This window comes from Streptomyces sp. NBC_00354, assembly GCF_036106915.1.
GTDB lineage: Bacteria > Actinomycetota > Actinomycetes > Streptomycetales > Streptomycetaceae > Streptomyces.
Genome location: NZ_CP107983.1, coordinates 2,803,414 through 2,817,649, shown reverse-complemented (window position 1 = coordinate 2,817,649; position 14,236 = coordinate 2,803,414). Strand labels below are relative to the sequence as shown.

The 14,236-nt window shown below is 72.0% G+C and carries 11 protein-coding genes; 5 read left to right on the top strand and 6 right to left on the bottom strand.

From position 1 onward, the window contains the following. Positions 1 to 21: 21 nt before the first annotated feature. Entirely contained in the window at positions 22 to 966 is a 945-nt protein-coding gene (locus tag OHT74_RS12290) for a GDP-L-fucose synthase family protein (protein ID WP_328620252.1), read from the bottom strand. A 347-nt stretch (positions 967 to 1,313) separates the two neighbouring features. Here OHT74_RS12290 and gmd point away from each other — a divergent pair, with 347 nt between their 5' ends. The 4 genes from gmd (at position 1,314) to OHT74_RS12270 (ending at position 6,460) form a co-directional block, all read left to right on the top strand. Then, positions 1,314 to 2,327 (top strand): GDP-mannose 4,6-dehydratase, encoded by a 1,014-nt coding sequence (gene gmd / locus OHT74_RS12285; RefSeq protein ID WP_266663564.1) that lies wholly within the window; start codon positions 1,314 to 1,316, stop codon positions 2,325 to 2,327. 246 nt (positions 2,328 to 2,573) lie between these two features. Then, entirely contained in the window at positions 2,574 to 5,354 is a 2,781-nt protein-coding gene (locus tag OHT74_RS12280) for a CBM96 family carbohydrate-binding protein (protein ID WP_266663562.1), read from the top strand. Positions 5,355 to 5,449: 95 nt separating this feature from the next. Then, positions 5,450 to 6,127 carry a hypothetical protein gene (locus OHT74_RS12275; protein ID WP_266663560.1) on the top strand — a complete coding sequence of 226 codons (678 nt, stop codon included), beginning with the start codon at positions 5,450 to 5,452 and terminating at the stop codon, positions 6,125 to 6,127. Between the two features lie 120 nt (positions 6,128 to 6,247). After that, positions 6,248 to 6,460 carry a DUF6458 family protein gene (locus OHT74_RS12270; RefSeq protein WP_266663558.1) on the top strand — a complete coding sequence of 71 codons (213 nt, stop codon included), beginning with the start codon at positions 6,248 to 6,250 and terminating at the stop codon, positions 6,458 to 6,460. A 137-nt stretch (positions 6,461 to 6,597) separates the two neighbouring features. Here OHT74_RS12270 and OHT74_RS12265 read toward each other — a convergent pair whose 3' ends face one another. Further along, positions 6,598 to 7,713 carry a glycosyltransferase gene (locus OHT74_RS12265; RefSeq protein WP_328620251.1) on the bottom strand — a complete coding sequence of 372 codons (1,116 nt, stop codon included), beginning with the start codon at positions 7,711 to 7,713 and terminating at the stop codon, positions 6,598 to 6,600. After that, entirely contained in the window at positions 7,710 to 8,249 is a 540-nt protein-coding gene (locus OHT74_RS12260) for a WcaF family extracellular polysaccharide biosynthesis acetyltransferase (RefSeq protein WP_030295168.1), read from the bottom strand. The genes OHT74_RS12265 and OHT74_RS12260 overlap by 4 nt, the downstream gene beginning before the upstream one ends. Before the next feature lie 109 nt (positions 8,250 to 8,358). Here OHT74_RS12260 and OHT74_RS12255 point away from each other — a divergent pair, with 109 nt between their 5' ends. Beyond that, a complete protein-coding gene (locus OHT74_RS12255; RefSeq protein WP_443047701.1) occupies positions 8,359 to 9,858 on the top strand; it encodes a hypothetical protein in 1,500 nt (499 codons plus the stop codon). A gap of 21 nt (positions 9,859 to 9,879) precedes the next feature. Here the strand turns inward: OHT74_RS12255 and OHT74_RS12250 are convergent, their stop codons facing one another. Genes OHT74_RS12250 through OHT74_RS12240 form a run of 3 tightly spaced genes read right to left on the bottom strand, consistent with a single transcriptional unit; the run spans position 9,880 to position 14,092 of the window. Beyond that, on the bottom strand, positions 9,880 to 11,106 hold the full coding sequence (locus OHT74_RS12250) for a hypothetical protein (protein ID WP_328620250.1): 1,227 nt from the start codon (positions 11,104 to 11,106) through the stop codon (positions 9,880 to 9,882). Then, positions 11,103 to 12,890: a lipopolysaccharide biosynthesis protein gene (locus tag OHT74_RS12245; RefSeq protein WP_328620249.1), complete on the bottom strand. Its 1,788-nt coding sequence runs from the start codon at positions 12,888 to 12,890 to the stop codon at positions 11,103 to 11,105. Before OHT74_RS12245 ends, OHT74_RS12250 begins: the two co-directional genes overlap by 4 nt. Beyond that, positions 12,887 to 14,092 (bottom strand): glycosyltransferase family 4 protein, encoded by a 1,206-nt coding sequence (locus tag OHT74_RS12240; protein WP_030295159.1) that lies wholly within the window; start codon positions 14,090 to 14,092, stop codon positions 12,887 to 12,889. Before OHT74_RS12240 ends, OHT74_RS12245 begins: the two co-directional genes overlap by 4 nt. Positions 14,093 to 14,236 lie beyond the last annotated feature (144 nt).

The window sequence follows — 14,236 nt, the reverse complement described above, 5'->3', positions numbered from 1 at the left end:
CCGCGCCACGTGCCGTCGCGTTCAGCCCTGTTCGCGCCACCACCGGTAGGTGGCGGCGATGCCGTCCCGCAGCCCGATCTCCGGCTTCCAGCCGAGCGAGGTCAGGCGGGTGACGTCCAGGAGCTTGCGCGGCGTGCCGTCCGGCTTGGACGTGTCCCAGACGAGCCGGCCGCGGAAGCCGGTCACCTCGGCGACGGTCTCGGCGAGGGCCTTGATGGTGAGGTCCTCGCCGCAGCCGATGTTGACCGGCTCGTCGCCGTCGTAGCTGCCCAGCAGCACCGCGCAGGCGGCCGCCAGGTCGTCCACGTGCAGGAACTCCCGGCGCGGGGTGCCGCTGCCCCACAGGGTGACCTCGTCGCGCCCCTCGGCGGCGGCCTCGTGGAAGCGCCGGATCAGGGCGGGCAGCACGTGCGAGGTCTCGAGGTCGAAGTTGTCGCCCGGCCCGTAGAGGTTCGTGGGCATCGCCGAGATGTACGAGGCCCCGTACTGCTTGCGGTACGACTGGACCTGGACGATGCCGGCGATCTTCGCCAGGGCGTACGCCTCGTTGGTCGGCTCGAGCGGGCCCGTCAGCAGGGCGTCCTCGCTGATGGGCTGCGGGGCGAGCTTCGGGTAGATGCACGAGGAGCCCAGGAACAGCAGGCGGCCGATCCCGGCGGCGTGCGCGCCGCCGATGACGCTGAGCTGGATCTTGAGGTTGTCCTCGAGGAACTGCACCGGGTAGGTGCTGTTGGCCATGATCCCGCCGACCTTGGCGGCGGCCAGTACGACGGCGTCGGGGCGGACGTCCTTCAGGTACGCCTCCGTCGCGGCGGCATCGCGCAGGTCGAGGTCGGCGCGGCCCCGGGTGAGCACCTCGTGGCCGTCGGCGGCGAGCCGGCGGGCGACCGCGGACCCCACGAGGCCGCGGTGGCCCGCGACGAAGACCCGGGCGTTCGGGGGCAGGAGCGGCAGCGAACTTGTCATACCGCCGATGATGCCAGTCCGCTGCCGCGGCCAGCAGACGAGGTCCGGCCCCGCCGCCGGCGGCGGCCGGCTCCGCGGGCCCGGGCCCGGCCCCGCGCCGGCTCGGCCCGGCACGGTGCAATCCGCCCGAAGGGGGCGGGGGAACGCCGTGTACGGTACGCATCCAGCCCCTTGGGCCCCGCGGCCGTACGCGCGCCGGCAGGTCCGGCGCGAAAACCGGGGCGCAGCCCGGCCGGGCGGGCGGGACCCCGTCACCCGCGAGGTACGGCCCCACCGGCGGGCCGCACCGCCGCCCCCGAGGCCCTGCCTCACCAGAACAGACCGATACGACCCCCAGGGGGACCCACATGGGCAAGACCGCACTGATAACCGGCGTCACCGGGCAGGACGGCTCCTACCTCTCCGAGCTGCTGCTCTCCAAGGGCTACACGGTGCACGGCCTCGTGCGGAGGTCCTCCAGCTTCAACACCGAGCGCATCGACCACATCTACCAGGACCCGCAGACCGCCAACCGGTCCTTCGTCCTGCACCACGCCGACCTCTCCGACGGCGTGGCGCTCGTGAACCTGCTCCGCGAGATCAAGCCCGACGAGGTCTACAACCTCGGCGCCCAGTCGCATGTGCGGGTGTCCTTCGACGCCCCCCTCTACACCGGCGACGTGACCGGCCTCGGCGCCCTGCGGCTGCTCGAGGCGATCCGGGCCAGCGGTGTCGACACCCGGATCTACCAGGCCTCGTCCTCGGAGATGTTCGGGGCCACCCCGCCCCCGCAGAACGAGCAGACCCCGTTCCACCCGCGCAGCCCGTACGGCGCCGCCAAGGTCTTCGCGTACTGGACCACGGTGAACTACCGCGAGGCGTACGACATGTTCGCCGTCAACGGGATCCTCTTCAACCACGAGTCCCCGCGCCGCGGCGAGACCTTCGTGACCCGCAAGATCACCCGCGCGGTCGCCCGTATCAAGGCCGGTCTGCAGGAACACCTCTACCTCGGCAACCTCGATGCGGTCCGCGACTGGGGCTACGCCCCCGAGTACGTGGACGCCATGTGGCGGATGCTCCAGCAGGACGAGCCGACCGACTACGTCGTCGCCACGGGTGTGGCCGCCACGGTCCGCGAGTTCGTCGAGTCGTCCTTCGCCCACGCGGGCCTCGACTGGGCCGAGCACGTGCGCTACGACCCCAAGTACGAGCGCCCGAGCGAGGTCGACGCCCTCATCGGCGACGCCTCCAAGGCCAATGAGCTGCTTGGCTGGAAGCCGACGGTGCTGGTGGCCGAGCTGGCGCAGATCATGGTCGATGCCGACATCCGGCATGTCGAGGACCAGCTGGCGGGCGTGACGGTCCGCATCGACCGCTAAAGGCCTTATATTTCCCCTACGATTTGCCGTGTCCCGGTCATCTCCACTGGTATCGGTGGGTGTGGCCGGGGCAAACCTGCCGTATGTCCGCCGTGCGCCCTCCAACCTGAACCGTTCATTCCAAGTTGGTATGCAATGGGTCAAGGGAGGTGACCGGGTCCTCGCACGAGCCCTAGTCTGCGCCAAGTACATATGGCTGTTCGGATAGTTCAAGCCATCAAACCGGGCGATTGCCCTGGGGGGCTCATGCGTAGATCCAGAGGGCTGACTGCTGCCCTCGTCCTGTCACTGGCCGGCGCCGGCACCGGCATAGGGCTGGTGCTGATGCCCGAGGCGTCCGCCATCACGCCTCCCGTGGCATTCACCGCCGACGAGCTGCCCACCTGGCAGCCGAACGGCATCGTCTTTGCGATGGCCCAGGCGAACGGCACCGTCTTCGCGGGCGGCACCTTCTCGGCCGTCCGTCCGCCCGACGGCACCAGCGGCGCCGAGCAGGAAGCCGTGAACTTCGTGGCGCTCGACGCCGCGACGGGCAAGCCGACCTCGTGCAAGCTCGCCTTCACCATCGGCGACGGCAGCGCGACCGTGCGCGCGCTGGCCGTCTCGAAGGACAAGAAGACCCTGTACGCGGGCGGCTACTTCGGCGCCGTCAACGGCACCCCGGTCTCCAGCGTCGCGGCGATCGACATCGAGAGCTGTACCCCCAAGGCCGCCTTCCACCCGGGCTTCCCCGCCACCGTGCGCGACCTCGCCGTCACGGACGACACCCTGTACGCGGCCGGCGACTTCGGCGCCGTCGAGGGCCAGACCCGCGAGCGGTTCGCCGCGGTCGACGCCGGCTCCGGTGCGCTCAAGCCCTTCGTCGCCAACGCCGACGAGCCCGGCCGCGCGGTCGAGGTCACCCCGGACGGCAAGAACGTGCTCCTGGGCGGTGACTTCTTCTCGGTCAACGGCTCCAACACGCACGCCCTGGCCGTCGTGAACGCCACCACGGGCGCGGTCGCCAAGACGTACAGCAACATCCCGTCGAACTCCGTGGTCAAGGACATCGCCACCGACTCGACCGGCTTCTACACCGGCAACGAGGGCTCCGGCGGCGGCGTCTTCGACGGCCGCATCGGCCTCAAGCTGAGCGACTTCAGCGAGAAGTGGCGCGACCGCTGCCTCGGCGCGACCCAGGCCGTGCTCCCGTACGACGGTGTGCTCTACAGCTCCTCGCACGCGCACGACTGCTCGCTCGAGGGACAGTTCCCCGACGGCAAGCGCAACTTCTTCAACGCGCAGCTGACCAACTACGACGGCGCCGCCCCCGCGCCCGTGGACGGCTTCGTGCGCAGCCCGCGCAAGCTCGGCTGGCACCCCACCGCCAACGACGGCCTCGGCGAGGGCATCGGCCCGCGCGCCATGACGATCGCCGAGAAGGGCGACGTCAAGTACATGTGGGCCGGTGGCGAGTTCACCGCCATCAACGGCAAGCCCCAGCAGGCGCTCACCCGATTCGCCTCCACCGGCGACGTCGGCGCCCCGACCACCCCGGTCGCGAGCGCCGGCAGCGTCAAGCCCGGTGAGGCGCAGGTCCGCTGGCGCACCAGCTACGACGCGGACGACAGCAAGCTGACGTACCGGATCTACCGCAACGGCTCCGCCAGCCCGATCGCCACGGTCGCCGCCGAGTCCCTGGAGTGGGAGCGTCCGCAGGCCTCCTGGAACGACACCACGGTCAAGGCCGGCCAGTCGTACACCTACCGCGTGACGGCCACCGACGCGGCGGGCAACACCAGCGCCCTGTCGGCCACGGCCTCGGTCACGGTCCCGAGCTCGGTGCAGTCGTACCCGAACCAGGTCCGCGCCGACGGCGCCAACCTGTACTGGCGCTACGACGACACCGTCAGCCCGTACGTCGCCGACTCCTCCGAGAGCGGCAACACCAGCGGCATCCAGCTCAACGCCCCGGCCCTGCGCCAGACGCCCGGCGCGATCAGCGGCGCCAGCACGGCGATGGGCTTCAACGGCACCAGCCAGCAGGTGTACAGCGACCACCGCCAGACGGTGGGCAGCGCCTTCTCGGTCGAGACCTGGTTCAAGACGAACACCACGCGCGGCGGCAAGCTGATCGGCTTCGGCAACAACACCACGCGCAACAGCGGCACGTACGACAAGCAGATCTACATGACCAACACCGGTCGTCTGGTCTTCGGCGTCTACAACGGCTCGACGCGCACGGTCTCCACCGGTCTGTTCGACACGTACAACGACAACAAGTGGCACCACGTCGTCGGAACCCTGGGCGCGGGCGGCATGGAGCTGATCGTCGACGGCCAGAGCAAGAGCACGCTGAACAACGTCACCAGCGCCATCTCGTACGAGGGCTTCTGGCACGTCGGCGGCGACAACCTCGGCAGCTGGCCGACGAAGCCGACGAGCAACTTCTTCGCCGGCCAGATCGACGAGACGGCCGTCTACCCGAAGGCGCTCACCGCGGCCCAGGCCAAGAACCACTACGACCTGGCCAAGGCGCCCTCCGACACGGTCTCCAAGGTCTCCGCGACCGAGGACACCTACATCAACCAGGGCGCTCCGAGCGCGGCCAACGGCGCGAGCACCTCGCTGGCCGTCCGCGGCACCTCGGCGTACGAGACGTACCTGCGCTTCAACCTGCCGGCCGCGCCGGCCGGGCAGGTCCTGAAGTCCGCCGCGCTCCAGATCAAGACGTCGACCCAGGCGAACGCCGGTACGGCCGACAAGGTGTCCGTGGTTCCGGTCACCGGCACCTGGAGCGGTGCGAGCACGACGTTCAACAACAAGCCGACCCTGGGCACCACGGCGCTCGGCTCGTTCGCGAGCGTGCCGGACGGTTCGGCGGTCCAGAGCACCCCGCTGGACACCGCCGCCCTCTCCTCGGTGCTCGGCAGCAGCTACAGCCTGGCCCTGACGAGCACGGGCACCGACCCGCTGTGGATCTGGTCCATGGAGTCGACGGCAGCGGACGCCGCTCCGCAGCTCGTCCTCACCTTCGGCCCGAAGTAACCGTCTGACGGATGCGGGGCCCGGCGCGAAACTCGGCCGGGCCCCGCACCCCTATCCCACTCGATCAACCGGCACGTAATACAGGAGCCCTAGAGATGTACCGACGCTCCGCCGCGGCTGCTGTTCTGCTGGCCGCAGCTCTGACCCTGACCGCCTGCAGCTCGGGCGGCGACGGCAAGTCCGACGCCGCGGCGGCGAAGCCGAAGCCGCCGGCCTCGTCGGCGGCCCCGGACCCGGCGGACGCCACGGCTCCGCCGGCCTCGCCCGACGCGAAGCCGACGGGCCCGGTCCTGCCGGACGCGAAGCTCACCCCGAAGACGGGCAGCTTCAAGCCCAACGAGAAGCAGTACCTGAGCGGGCGCGTCCCGGAGAAGATGGACCCGGCGGCGGTCCTGCAGAGCGGCCAGGAGGCCTGCCAGCGGGTGGAGCGCACCGCGAAGCGCGACAAGGACGCGGCGATCGGGTCCATCGTCGCGGGGGAGATCCCGGGGGCGAAGGACGCGATCACACACCTGTGCCCGGAGCAGAAGCCGGTCCTGGACGCGGCGTCCAAGGGCTTCGCCGACGGCACCCGCGAGTCGCCTGCGGCGGGCACGTACCGGGCGCTGACGCAGAGCACGACGTGCACCTGGGACGCCAAGGGCAAGGACGGCGCCGTCCTGGCCTCGGGCCCGGAAACCACCCCGAAGGCCGGCGACAAGATCACGGCCACGATCCCGGCGGGCACGGCGACGTTCACGTCGACGGGCTGCTACGCCTGGATCCCGGCGTAGCCTCCCCGCACGTACGAGGACGCCGCCCCCGACCCGGACTCCGGGCCGGGGGCGGCGTTTTCGTATGCGCTTCCCGGGTAGCCGCGGGGTCAGACGACCACGACTGTGGAGGCGAATCACATGGGAGGCATCGGCGGCTGCATCGCGCTGATCGTGGTGGGAGCCATCCTCACCTTCGCTACGGACTGGAAGATGGAGAGCGTCAACCTTGACGTCGTCGGCCTGATCATGATGGCCGCAGGCGCCATCGGACTCGCCGTCTACGCGAGCGTCTTCAAACGCCGCCGCACGGCGGCCCTCCCGGTGGTGGACGAAACCCACCGCGAGCTCTAGGCCGGGCGGCCGGCAGGGGACGGCAAGTGCCGGATCCGCGGTAGCCGTTCCGCTGTTGCCGGGTTCCGGTACCAGGGACTGCCGCAGCAGTTCCGCATCCGGGTATCGCCCACCGGATCGATGTGGACCCGTGCCGCCTATCGCCGGATGGCCTCGTAGACCGGGAGCAGGGTGTCCAGAACTGCGTTCATCGAGAAGGACTCCGTGGCCAGTTTGCGGGCCGACAGGGAGGCCTCCGCGTTGGACTGCGGGTCCAGGAGGGCCAGGACGGCCTCCGCGACACCCGCCGGGCCCGGGGTGACCGCCCGGCCGGCGCCGGCGGACGCGATGTCCCGGGCCAGGCCGTTCGAGTGCGTGACCACCGAGGGGACGCCCACCGAGAGGGCCTCGAGCACCGACATCGGGAACGGCTCGTCCACCGAGGGGAGGACGTAGACACGGGCCCGGCGCAGCTCCGCCAGGACCTCGGCGCTGGAGAGCGCGCCCGGGACCGTGAAGCGGGACGTGAGCCCCAGCTCCGCGATGCGCGCGCGGACCGCCGGCAGCTCGCCCTCGTCCGGGCCGGCCACCACGAACTCCGCGTCCGGGTGCGCCGCCAGGATCGCCGGGGCCGCGTCCACGAAGTCCACCGGGCGCTTACGGGCCTGCAGGCGCGCCGAGTACAGGATGCGCGGGGGACCGGCGAGCGCCGGCCGCTCCTCCTGCGCCGGGGTGCCGTTCACCAGCCGGACCGCCCCCGGCAGCGGGGCGCCCACCACCGCGTCGAGGCCCTCCCGTTCGTGCGGGGTCAGGTACAGCACCGCGTCCGCGCCGCGCAGCAGCCGGCGTACGGCCACCGCGTCCAGCACCTTGGCCAGCAGCTTCTCGCTCGGGTCCACCATCCCGTGGGTCTGCAGCACCAGCGGCTTGCCGGCCCGCAGCGCCGCCAGGGCCACCGGCAGCGTCACCAGGTCCCGCGCCAGGTGGACGTGGACCACGTCCGCGTCCCGGACCAGCCGGCCCGCCGAGGCCAGCAGGGCCGGCGAGGTCATCCCGCTGAAGCCCAGGGGCAGGATGCGCCGGGCCGGGAACAGCTTCGCCGGCACCTCCTCCACGGAGGTCGGCCACGGATCCGGGAAGCCTTCGCCGAGCGCCAGCAGGCCGGCCTCGTGGCCGCGTGCCCGCAGCCCCTTGGCCAGGTTCAGCGCGACCCGCACCGGCCCGCCGAAGGCGTGCGAGGGCGAGTGGAGCGTGACGGCGTGCAGGACTCTCACTTCGGCTCCTCGACCGGGCGGCGCTGCCCGTCCATCGTCTGCAGGGTCAGTGCAGGAAGGTTTCTGTGGACCACGGAACCGGCGCCCGCCACCGCGCAGCGGCCCATCGTGACCCCGGCCAGCACGGTCGCCCGTACGGCCACCCACGCGCCGTCCTCGACCACGATCGGAGCGTTGCGGTACCGGAAGTCGGCGGCCCGGTGGTCGTGCGAACCGGTGCACAGCATGGCTTCCTGCGAGATGCACACGTTCGCCCCGATGGTCACCGGCTCCAGGTTCAGCAGCCAGGCGCCCTCGCCGATCCACGTGTGGTCCCCGACGGTGAGCTTCCAGGGCCACAACACCCGCACCCGGTGCCGGATCAGCACGCCCTCGCCGATCTGCGCGCCGAACGCCCGCAGCAGCGCCACCCGCAGCCGGGCCGGACAGAACCACGCCATGAACAGCGTGTTCATCACGGCGAACCAGAGCGCCTGCGTCAGCAGCCCGCGCCCTTTGTCGTACCCGGCCAGCGTGAAGGCAGGAAGATCACGCAACTGTCGCCCCTCATCGTGCTCCGCAGGCGTGCCTCCCCGGGCGCCGCCCGCTCAGACTAGACTGCGCGCGGACCAGGCACATGGGGTGGGGGCAGCAGTGGCAACGGACATACGCAAGCCCTCCGTGACCCCGCCGGTTCCCGAGCTCGAGGACGAGCACAAGTGGGGCCGGGTCACCACCCCGCGCACCCTGCTCTCGCGCGCCCTGTCCGTCCCGCTCATCCTCGGCTTCACCGTCTTCCTGCCGCTCTTCGTCGCCGTCCAGTCCGGCGACGGCCAGCGTGACGCTGCCTTCTGGCTCCAGCTCCTGCTCACGATGTACGCGGGCGCCCGGCTCTCAGCGATGGTCCTGACCAGCCGACGCAAGCTGCTCCAGGGCTCCTTCTGGCTGTTCGTCTACATGGCGATGGGCGTCGCCCCGCTCGCGCAGGCCGTCCTCGGCCGGGTACCGACCCCGGTGGTCGGCCCCCGCTCCGACCTCACCATCGCCATCGGCCTGGTCCTGCTCGGCTGCACGGCGTTCGACGTCGGCGTCCTGCTCGCCCGCCACCGGCCGGCCGGCCGGGCCGGCGGCTCCCAGAAGGAGCCGCGCCCGGTCATGGCCCACCGGCGCCGCCTCCAACTGCTCACCGGGCTCTCCTTCCTGTGCAGCGCGGCCTTCATCATGAAGCTCGGCGGCCCGGCGGTCTTCTTCTCCAGCCGCCAGGAGATCATCGCGGGCATCGAGGAGGCGGGCGTCTCCAACGGCGACGGCCAGGCCGGCCAGGCCCTGCTGCGCGGCTTCGGCACCGTCCCGGCGCTGCTCGCCCTGCTGCTGTACACGCGCTGGCTGATCACCTCGACGTACGCCCGCCGCAAGGTCTCGATCATCGTCACCTGGGGGGCGCTCGCCCTGCTGAACCTGGTGGTCAACAACCCGATCTCGAACCCGCGGTACTGGTTCCTCACGGTCATGTTCGCGCTGCTCTTCACCGTCTTCCCGGTGAGCGCCGCGATGTACCGGGTCGCGCTGTCGATGGCCGTCGTGATCGCCCTGCTCGTGTTCCCCTTCGCGGACCGCTTCCGGTACGACGAGAAGAACTACAAGCCGGTCGAGACGACGTCGTTCCTGGAGCCGATGGCGCTGAAGGACTACGACCAGATCGGCATGTTCGCGAACACGATCACCTTCTCGAACTCCGGGCCCGGGCACTACTACGGGCGCCAGCTCGCGGGATCGGTCTTCTTCGCGGTGCCGCGCTCGGTGTGGCCGGGGAAGCCGCGGGACACGGGCGTGATGGTCGGCCAGTGGATGGGGACGGTCAACACCAACCTGTCGTCGCCGATCTGGGCCGAGCTGTGGCTCGACTTCGGGCCGCTGGGGATGGGCGCCGGGCTGCTCGGCATGGGCTACGCGTCCGCGCGCGTGGACCGCCGGTACGCGAAGCGCGCCACGCGCAGGTCCCCGCCGGGGAGCCTGATCTCGGTGGTGGTCCCGCTGGTGGCGGGCTACTCGTTCATCCTGCTGCGGGGGCCGCTGCTCCAGGCCTCCGGCCGCGTGGCGATAGCCGCCCTCTGCCTTGCGCTCGTCGCGACGTACCGCCGGGACAAGTCCACCAACCTCCGCTGACCCCGCTCCGCGGGCCCAGGGTCAGGCTGCGGTCGTGACCGGGGCCGGCGTCGGGGCCGGGGCCGGGACGCGGGAGACGCGGAGCCAGGCCGCCGCGGCCTTGAGGGCCGAGCCCGCCGCCAGGCCCCAGGCGGCGCCGGCCACGCCCCAGAGCACGTACCCGCCCAGGAGCAGCGCCACCGAGAGGAGGGAGAAGGCGACCTGGAGCGACAGCGTCGCCTTCGGGTTCAGCACCCGCAGGGTCAGCAGGGCGCACGTGCCCAGGCCCATCACCGCGTACTGGGCACCCGTGGCCGGGAGCAGCGCAGCAGCCGCCCCCCACGTGTCGCCCAGCAGCTGGCGGCCAACCCCCTCCGGCAGCGCGTACAGAACGGCACCCCATCCGGCACCGAGCACCGCCAGCACACCGCCCGTCAGCAGCGTCAGCCGGACCACGCCCCGCTTGCCCGAAGCCCGCCCCACCACCGGCGGCCCGAACGCGTTCGCCGAGTTGAACAGCACGTTCAGCGGCCCGAAGAGCGTGGTCGCCCCGCGCAGCGCGCCCACCGCCAGCGGGGTGGCGAACAGCCCGAGGCCGAGCACCGCGAGCTGGCTGGAGCCGTTGCCCACCGCGAACTCGACCACGAACCGCTGCCCCAGGTGCCCGCGCCGCAGGTACGGCCGAAGGTCCGCGGCAGCGCCCCGTACGTACGGGCGCAGCAGGAACAGCCCCAGCGCCAGCGCCGGCAGCGCCGAGACACCCCACACCAGCACCAGCCGCCCCGCCGAGGCCCCTTCGGGCTGCAGCAGCAGCGCAGCGACCACGCACGCCAGCCGCAGCGCGTCCGCGGCCAGCGCCCGCTCGGGGGTGCGCAGCGCGGAGAAGCAGTACCGCAGCCCGTCCTGGACGAGCACCAACGGCAGTACGAGGCCCAGCGCGAGGAAGGCCCGGCCGCCGGCCCCGGGCAGGGCGAGGCCTACGACGACCAGCACTGCGCCCACCGCCGCCGAGGCGGCCGCGGTGAACGCGAGGCCCGAGCGGCACACCGAGCCCAGCCGGTCCTCGGCCTTCTCCAGCACCACCGTCTGCCCGACGTACGCCATGTTCAGCCCGAGGAGCACGCTGAAGGTCACGTACACCATCGAGAAGTCCGCGAAGCCGGACGCCGAGGACAGCCGGGCGGCCAGCACGAGCACCAGGATGTTGGTGGCGCTGGACGCGGCCTGGTCCAGGACCGAGGAGACGGCGGCGAGGCCGCGCCGGCTCATCTGCGGCCCATGCGCACCGTGCGCAGGGCCACCGTGTCCGTGCCGTCGCCCGGGATGTGCTGCTCCGGCTCGGCCTGCCGGTTCGCCTCGTGGGCCTGGTTCGGCTGCCGCGTGAGCGGCTGCGGCTGCGGCGCGGACGGCCGGGCCGCCTGGGCCGGGGCGGCTGCGGCATTCGACTTGCCGCCGCGGCCCCCGCGGCCGCGCTTCTCGCCCGGCAGCGGGGCGTGCAGCACCGCGCCGAGCACCGTGCCGCCGGCGCCGCTGATCAGCTCGCGGATCCGGGACAGGTCGCTGCGGTGGACGGCGCGCGGGTTGCAGACGACCAGGACCCCGTCGACGCGGTCGACCAGCGCGAGGGCGTCGGCGTACGAGAGCACGGGCGGCGCGAGCACGACGACGGTGGAGTTGGGGGAGTCGGCCTCGGAGATCAGCCGGGTGGCGCGCGGAGAGGTCAGCGCACGCGCCACGTTGCGGACCGGCTCGCCCGGGATCAGGTCGAAGGCGCCCGACTCCCCGGCGTCGACGACGAGCTGGCGTCCGTCGGGCCAGTCGGAGTCGCCCTGCGCCGCGGCGTGCCCGCCGGCGGCCGGGCCGCCGGGCGTCTGGCTCCAGCGCGGCCGCCCGCCCGCGCCGGTCGGCAGCTGGCTTGCCAGCACCGGGGTGCGCAGGTCGGCCTCGATGAGCAGGACGTCCTTGCCGGTCTCCGCGAAGGAGGCGGCCAGGTTCACGGCCGCCGCGGCGGCGGTCTCGCTGCTGCCGCGCGGCGCGACGACGAGCAGCCGGCGCCGGTCGGCGAAGCGGGAGTCGTAGGCGAGCCGGAAGGCCACCGAGCGGAACTCCTCGGCGAGCCGGGGGTCCTCCTCGCCGGCCGCGAGCAGCGGTCCGCCGATGGTCTTGGCCCGCGGCAGGTAGCCGAGCACGGGGGCGCGCAGGGCCCGCGCGACATCGCCCTCGGAGCGCGGCGCTGGGTCGAAGACGAGCCTGACCCACGCGGCGAGCAGGCCGAGCGCGAGGCCCACGGCCGCGCCGAGCGCGAGCGACATCGGGATGCCCGGGCCGTCGGTGTCGGACGGCGGGGTCGCGGCGCTGGTGACCCGGCCCGGGGTCATGTCCAGGGCCTGGAGCTTGGCGATGTTGCTGTTGAGCGTGTTGACCTTGCTCTGGAGGTCCGTCTTCGAGGAGTACGCGGCGTCGCGCCCCGGACCGGCCGGCATGGCGTTGATCTGCTTGACGAGCTCGTCGAGGTTCTTGGCGACCGGATCGCGCTGCTCCTGGTAGCCCTTGACCATCTTGTCGCGGGTGACGTCGAGGGATTCCTGCCGCTTGAGCAGGTAGGCCTCGGTCATCGCGTTGGCGCGGGTCGAGGCCTCCTTGGGGGAGGACGCGGTGTACGTGAAGCGCAGCACCATCGTCTGCGGCGGGTTGGTCACCTGGAGGCCGCTGCGCAGGCCGGCGAAGTCCTTCGCGGACACGCCGAGCTTCTTCGCGGCCTCGTTGGCTATGGAGGAGCTGAGCGCGACCTGCCGCTCCGAGCCGATGTTGATCGCCTTGTCGGGCGCGAGGCTCGGGTTGAACGGGTCGTCGGTGGGTGCGCGCAGCACGATGTCCGCGGTCGCGACGTAGGTGTCGGCCGTGGAGATGCCGAGGTAGACGCCGCCCAGCAGGCCGATGCCGACGCCCGCGCCGAGGAGGCGCCGGTAGCGCAGGAGCTGCTTGAACTGGTCCCTGAGGAGATCCGGTTCGTCCTCCGCCGGGACCGCTGCAGGGCGATTCGTCTCGATCACGGCTGCGGACCCCCAAGTGCTTCGTCTATCAGTGCGTCGATGCGGGCCAGGCCCGCGTCACGGCTCAGGTGGGCCGCCACGTGGCGGGGCCCGGCCGCCCCCAGTGCATCCGCGCCCTCGGGGTCCTCGGCGAGGGCCCGTACGGCCTTCAGCAGGGCGTGGGGGTCCTCCGGTGGTACGAGCACCCCTGCGCCCGAGCGTTCCACTTCCTGGGCGGTACCGCCTTCCGCCGCGACGGAGGCGACGACGGGCCGGCCGGCCTGGAAGTAGGAGGTCAGTTTGGACGGCACGCTCATGTCGAGCACGGCCGCGTGCTGCGTCACGGCGAGCACATCCGCCGCCGCGAGGATATCCGGGAACTCTCCGTCGGCGGCAGGGGGGATGATGTCCAGATTCGGTACGTCGGCCGCGAGGTCGGCGAGGGCCGAGCGCTGGCTGCCGTCTCCCATGAGGACGAAACGGACGCCCGGATCGAGGCGGGCGGCGCCGACGAGTACCTCGAGGCCCTGCTTGAGGCCCATGTTCCCGGAGTGCAGGACGACCGGCTGGCCGGGTGCCCAGCCCAGGTGGCGGCGGGTCTGGCCGCGCGGCCTGGTGGGCTGCGGGACGTGGGACCAGTTGGGGACGAGGCGGATCTTCTTCGGGTCCACGCCCATGCCCACGACCCGGTCCACGAAGGTCTCGTGGATGACGCCGACCAGGGTGGCCCGCTTCAGGGCGTACGCCTCCGCGCGCCCGGCGATCGCGGCCGCCTTGTCGCCGCCGCTGATCCCGCTCTGCGCGGCGGCCGCGCCCATCAGGTCCTGGACGACGGGGATGTACGGGACCTTCCAGCGCGCGGCGAGGCGGGCGGCGACGACGCCGCCGGCCAGGCTGGGCATCTGGGCCATGACCGCGTCCGGGCGCGGCATCCGGGGCGGAGCCACGGTGCCGTGCAGCAGAATCGATCCTTCAAACAGGGCCCGCTTGACGGCGGTCTGACGGGGCGGCACGGTGTGTGCACGCCGGTGCACAGTGACCCCCGCGCGCCGTTCCGTGCGCCGGAGCGCCCCCTTGTACTCCGGCTCCAACGACCATGACGGATAGTGCGGCATGCCGGCGAGGACGTGGGTGTCGTGGCCGAGATCCGCCCAGTGCTCCGCGATCTGGGTGGCGTACGGCCCAATCCCCGCGTGCTCGGGAGCGTAATTGGTGGAAACCAGCAGTAGGCGCCGGTGACCGGATCTCGACACTGAACGTCCCCTTCTCCCCTGGATGATGCGCTCGTCACCCTATTCGTTCACCGACAGGGTGCGGAACGTGCACGCTATTGTCTGCTAATCCGCCACACCGGGGGGTGTGGCCGC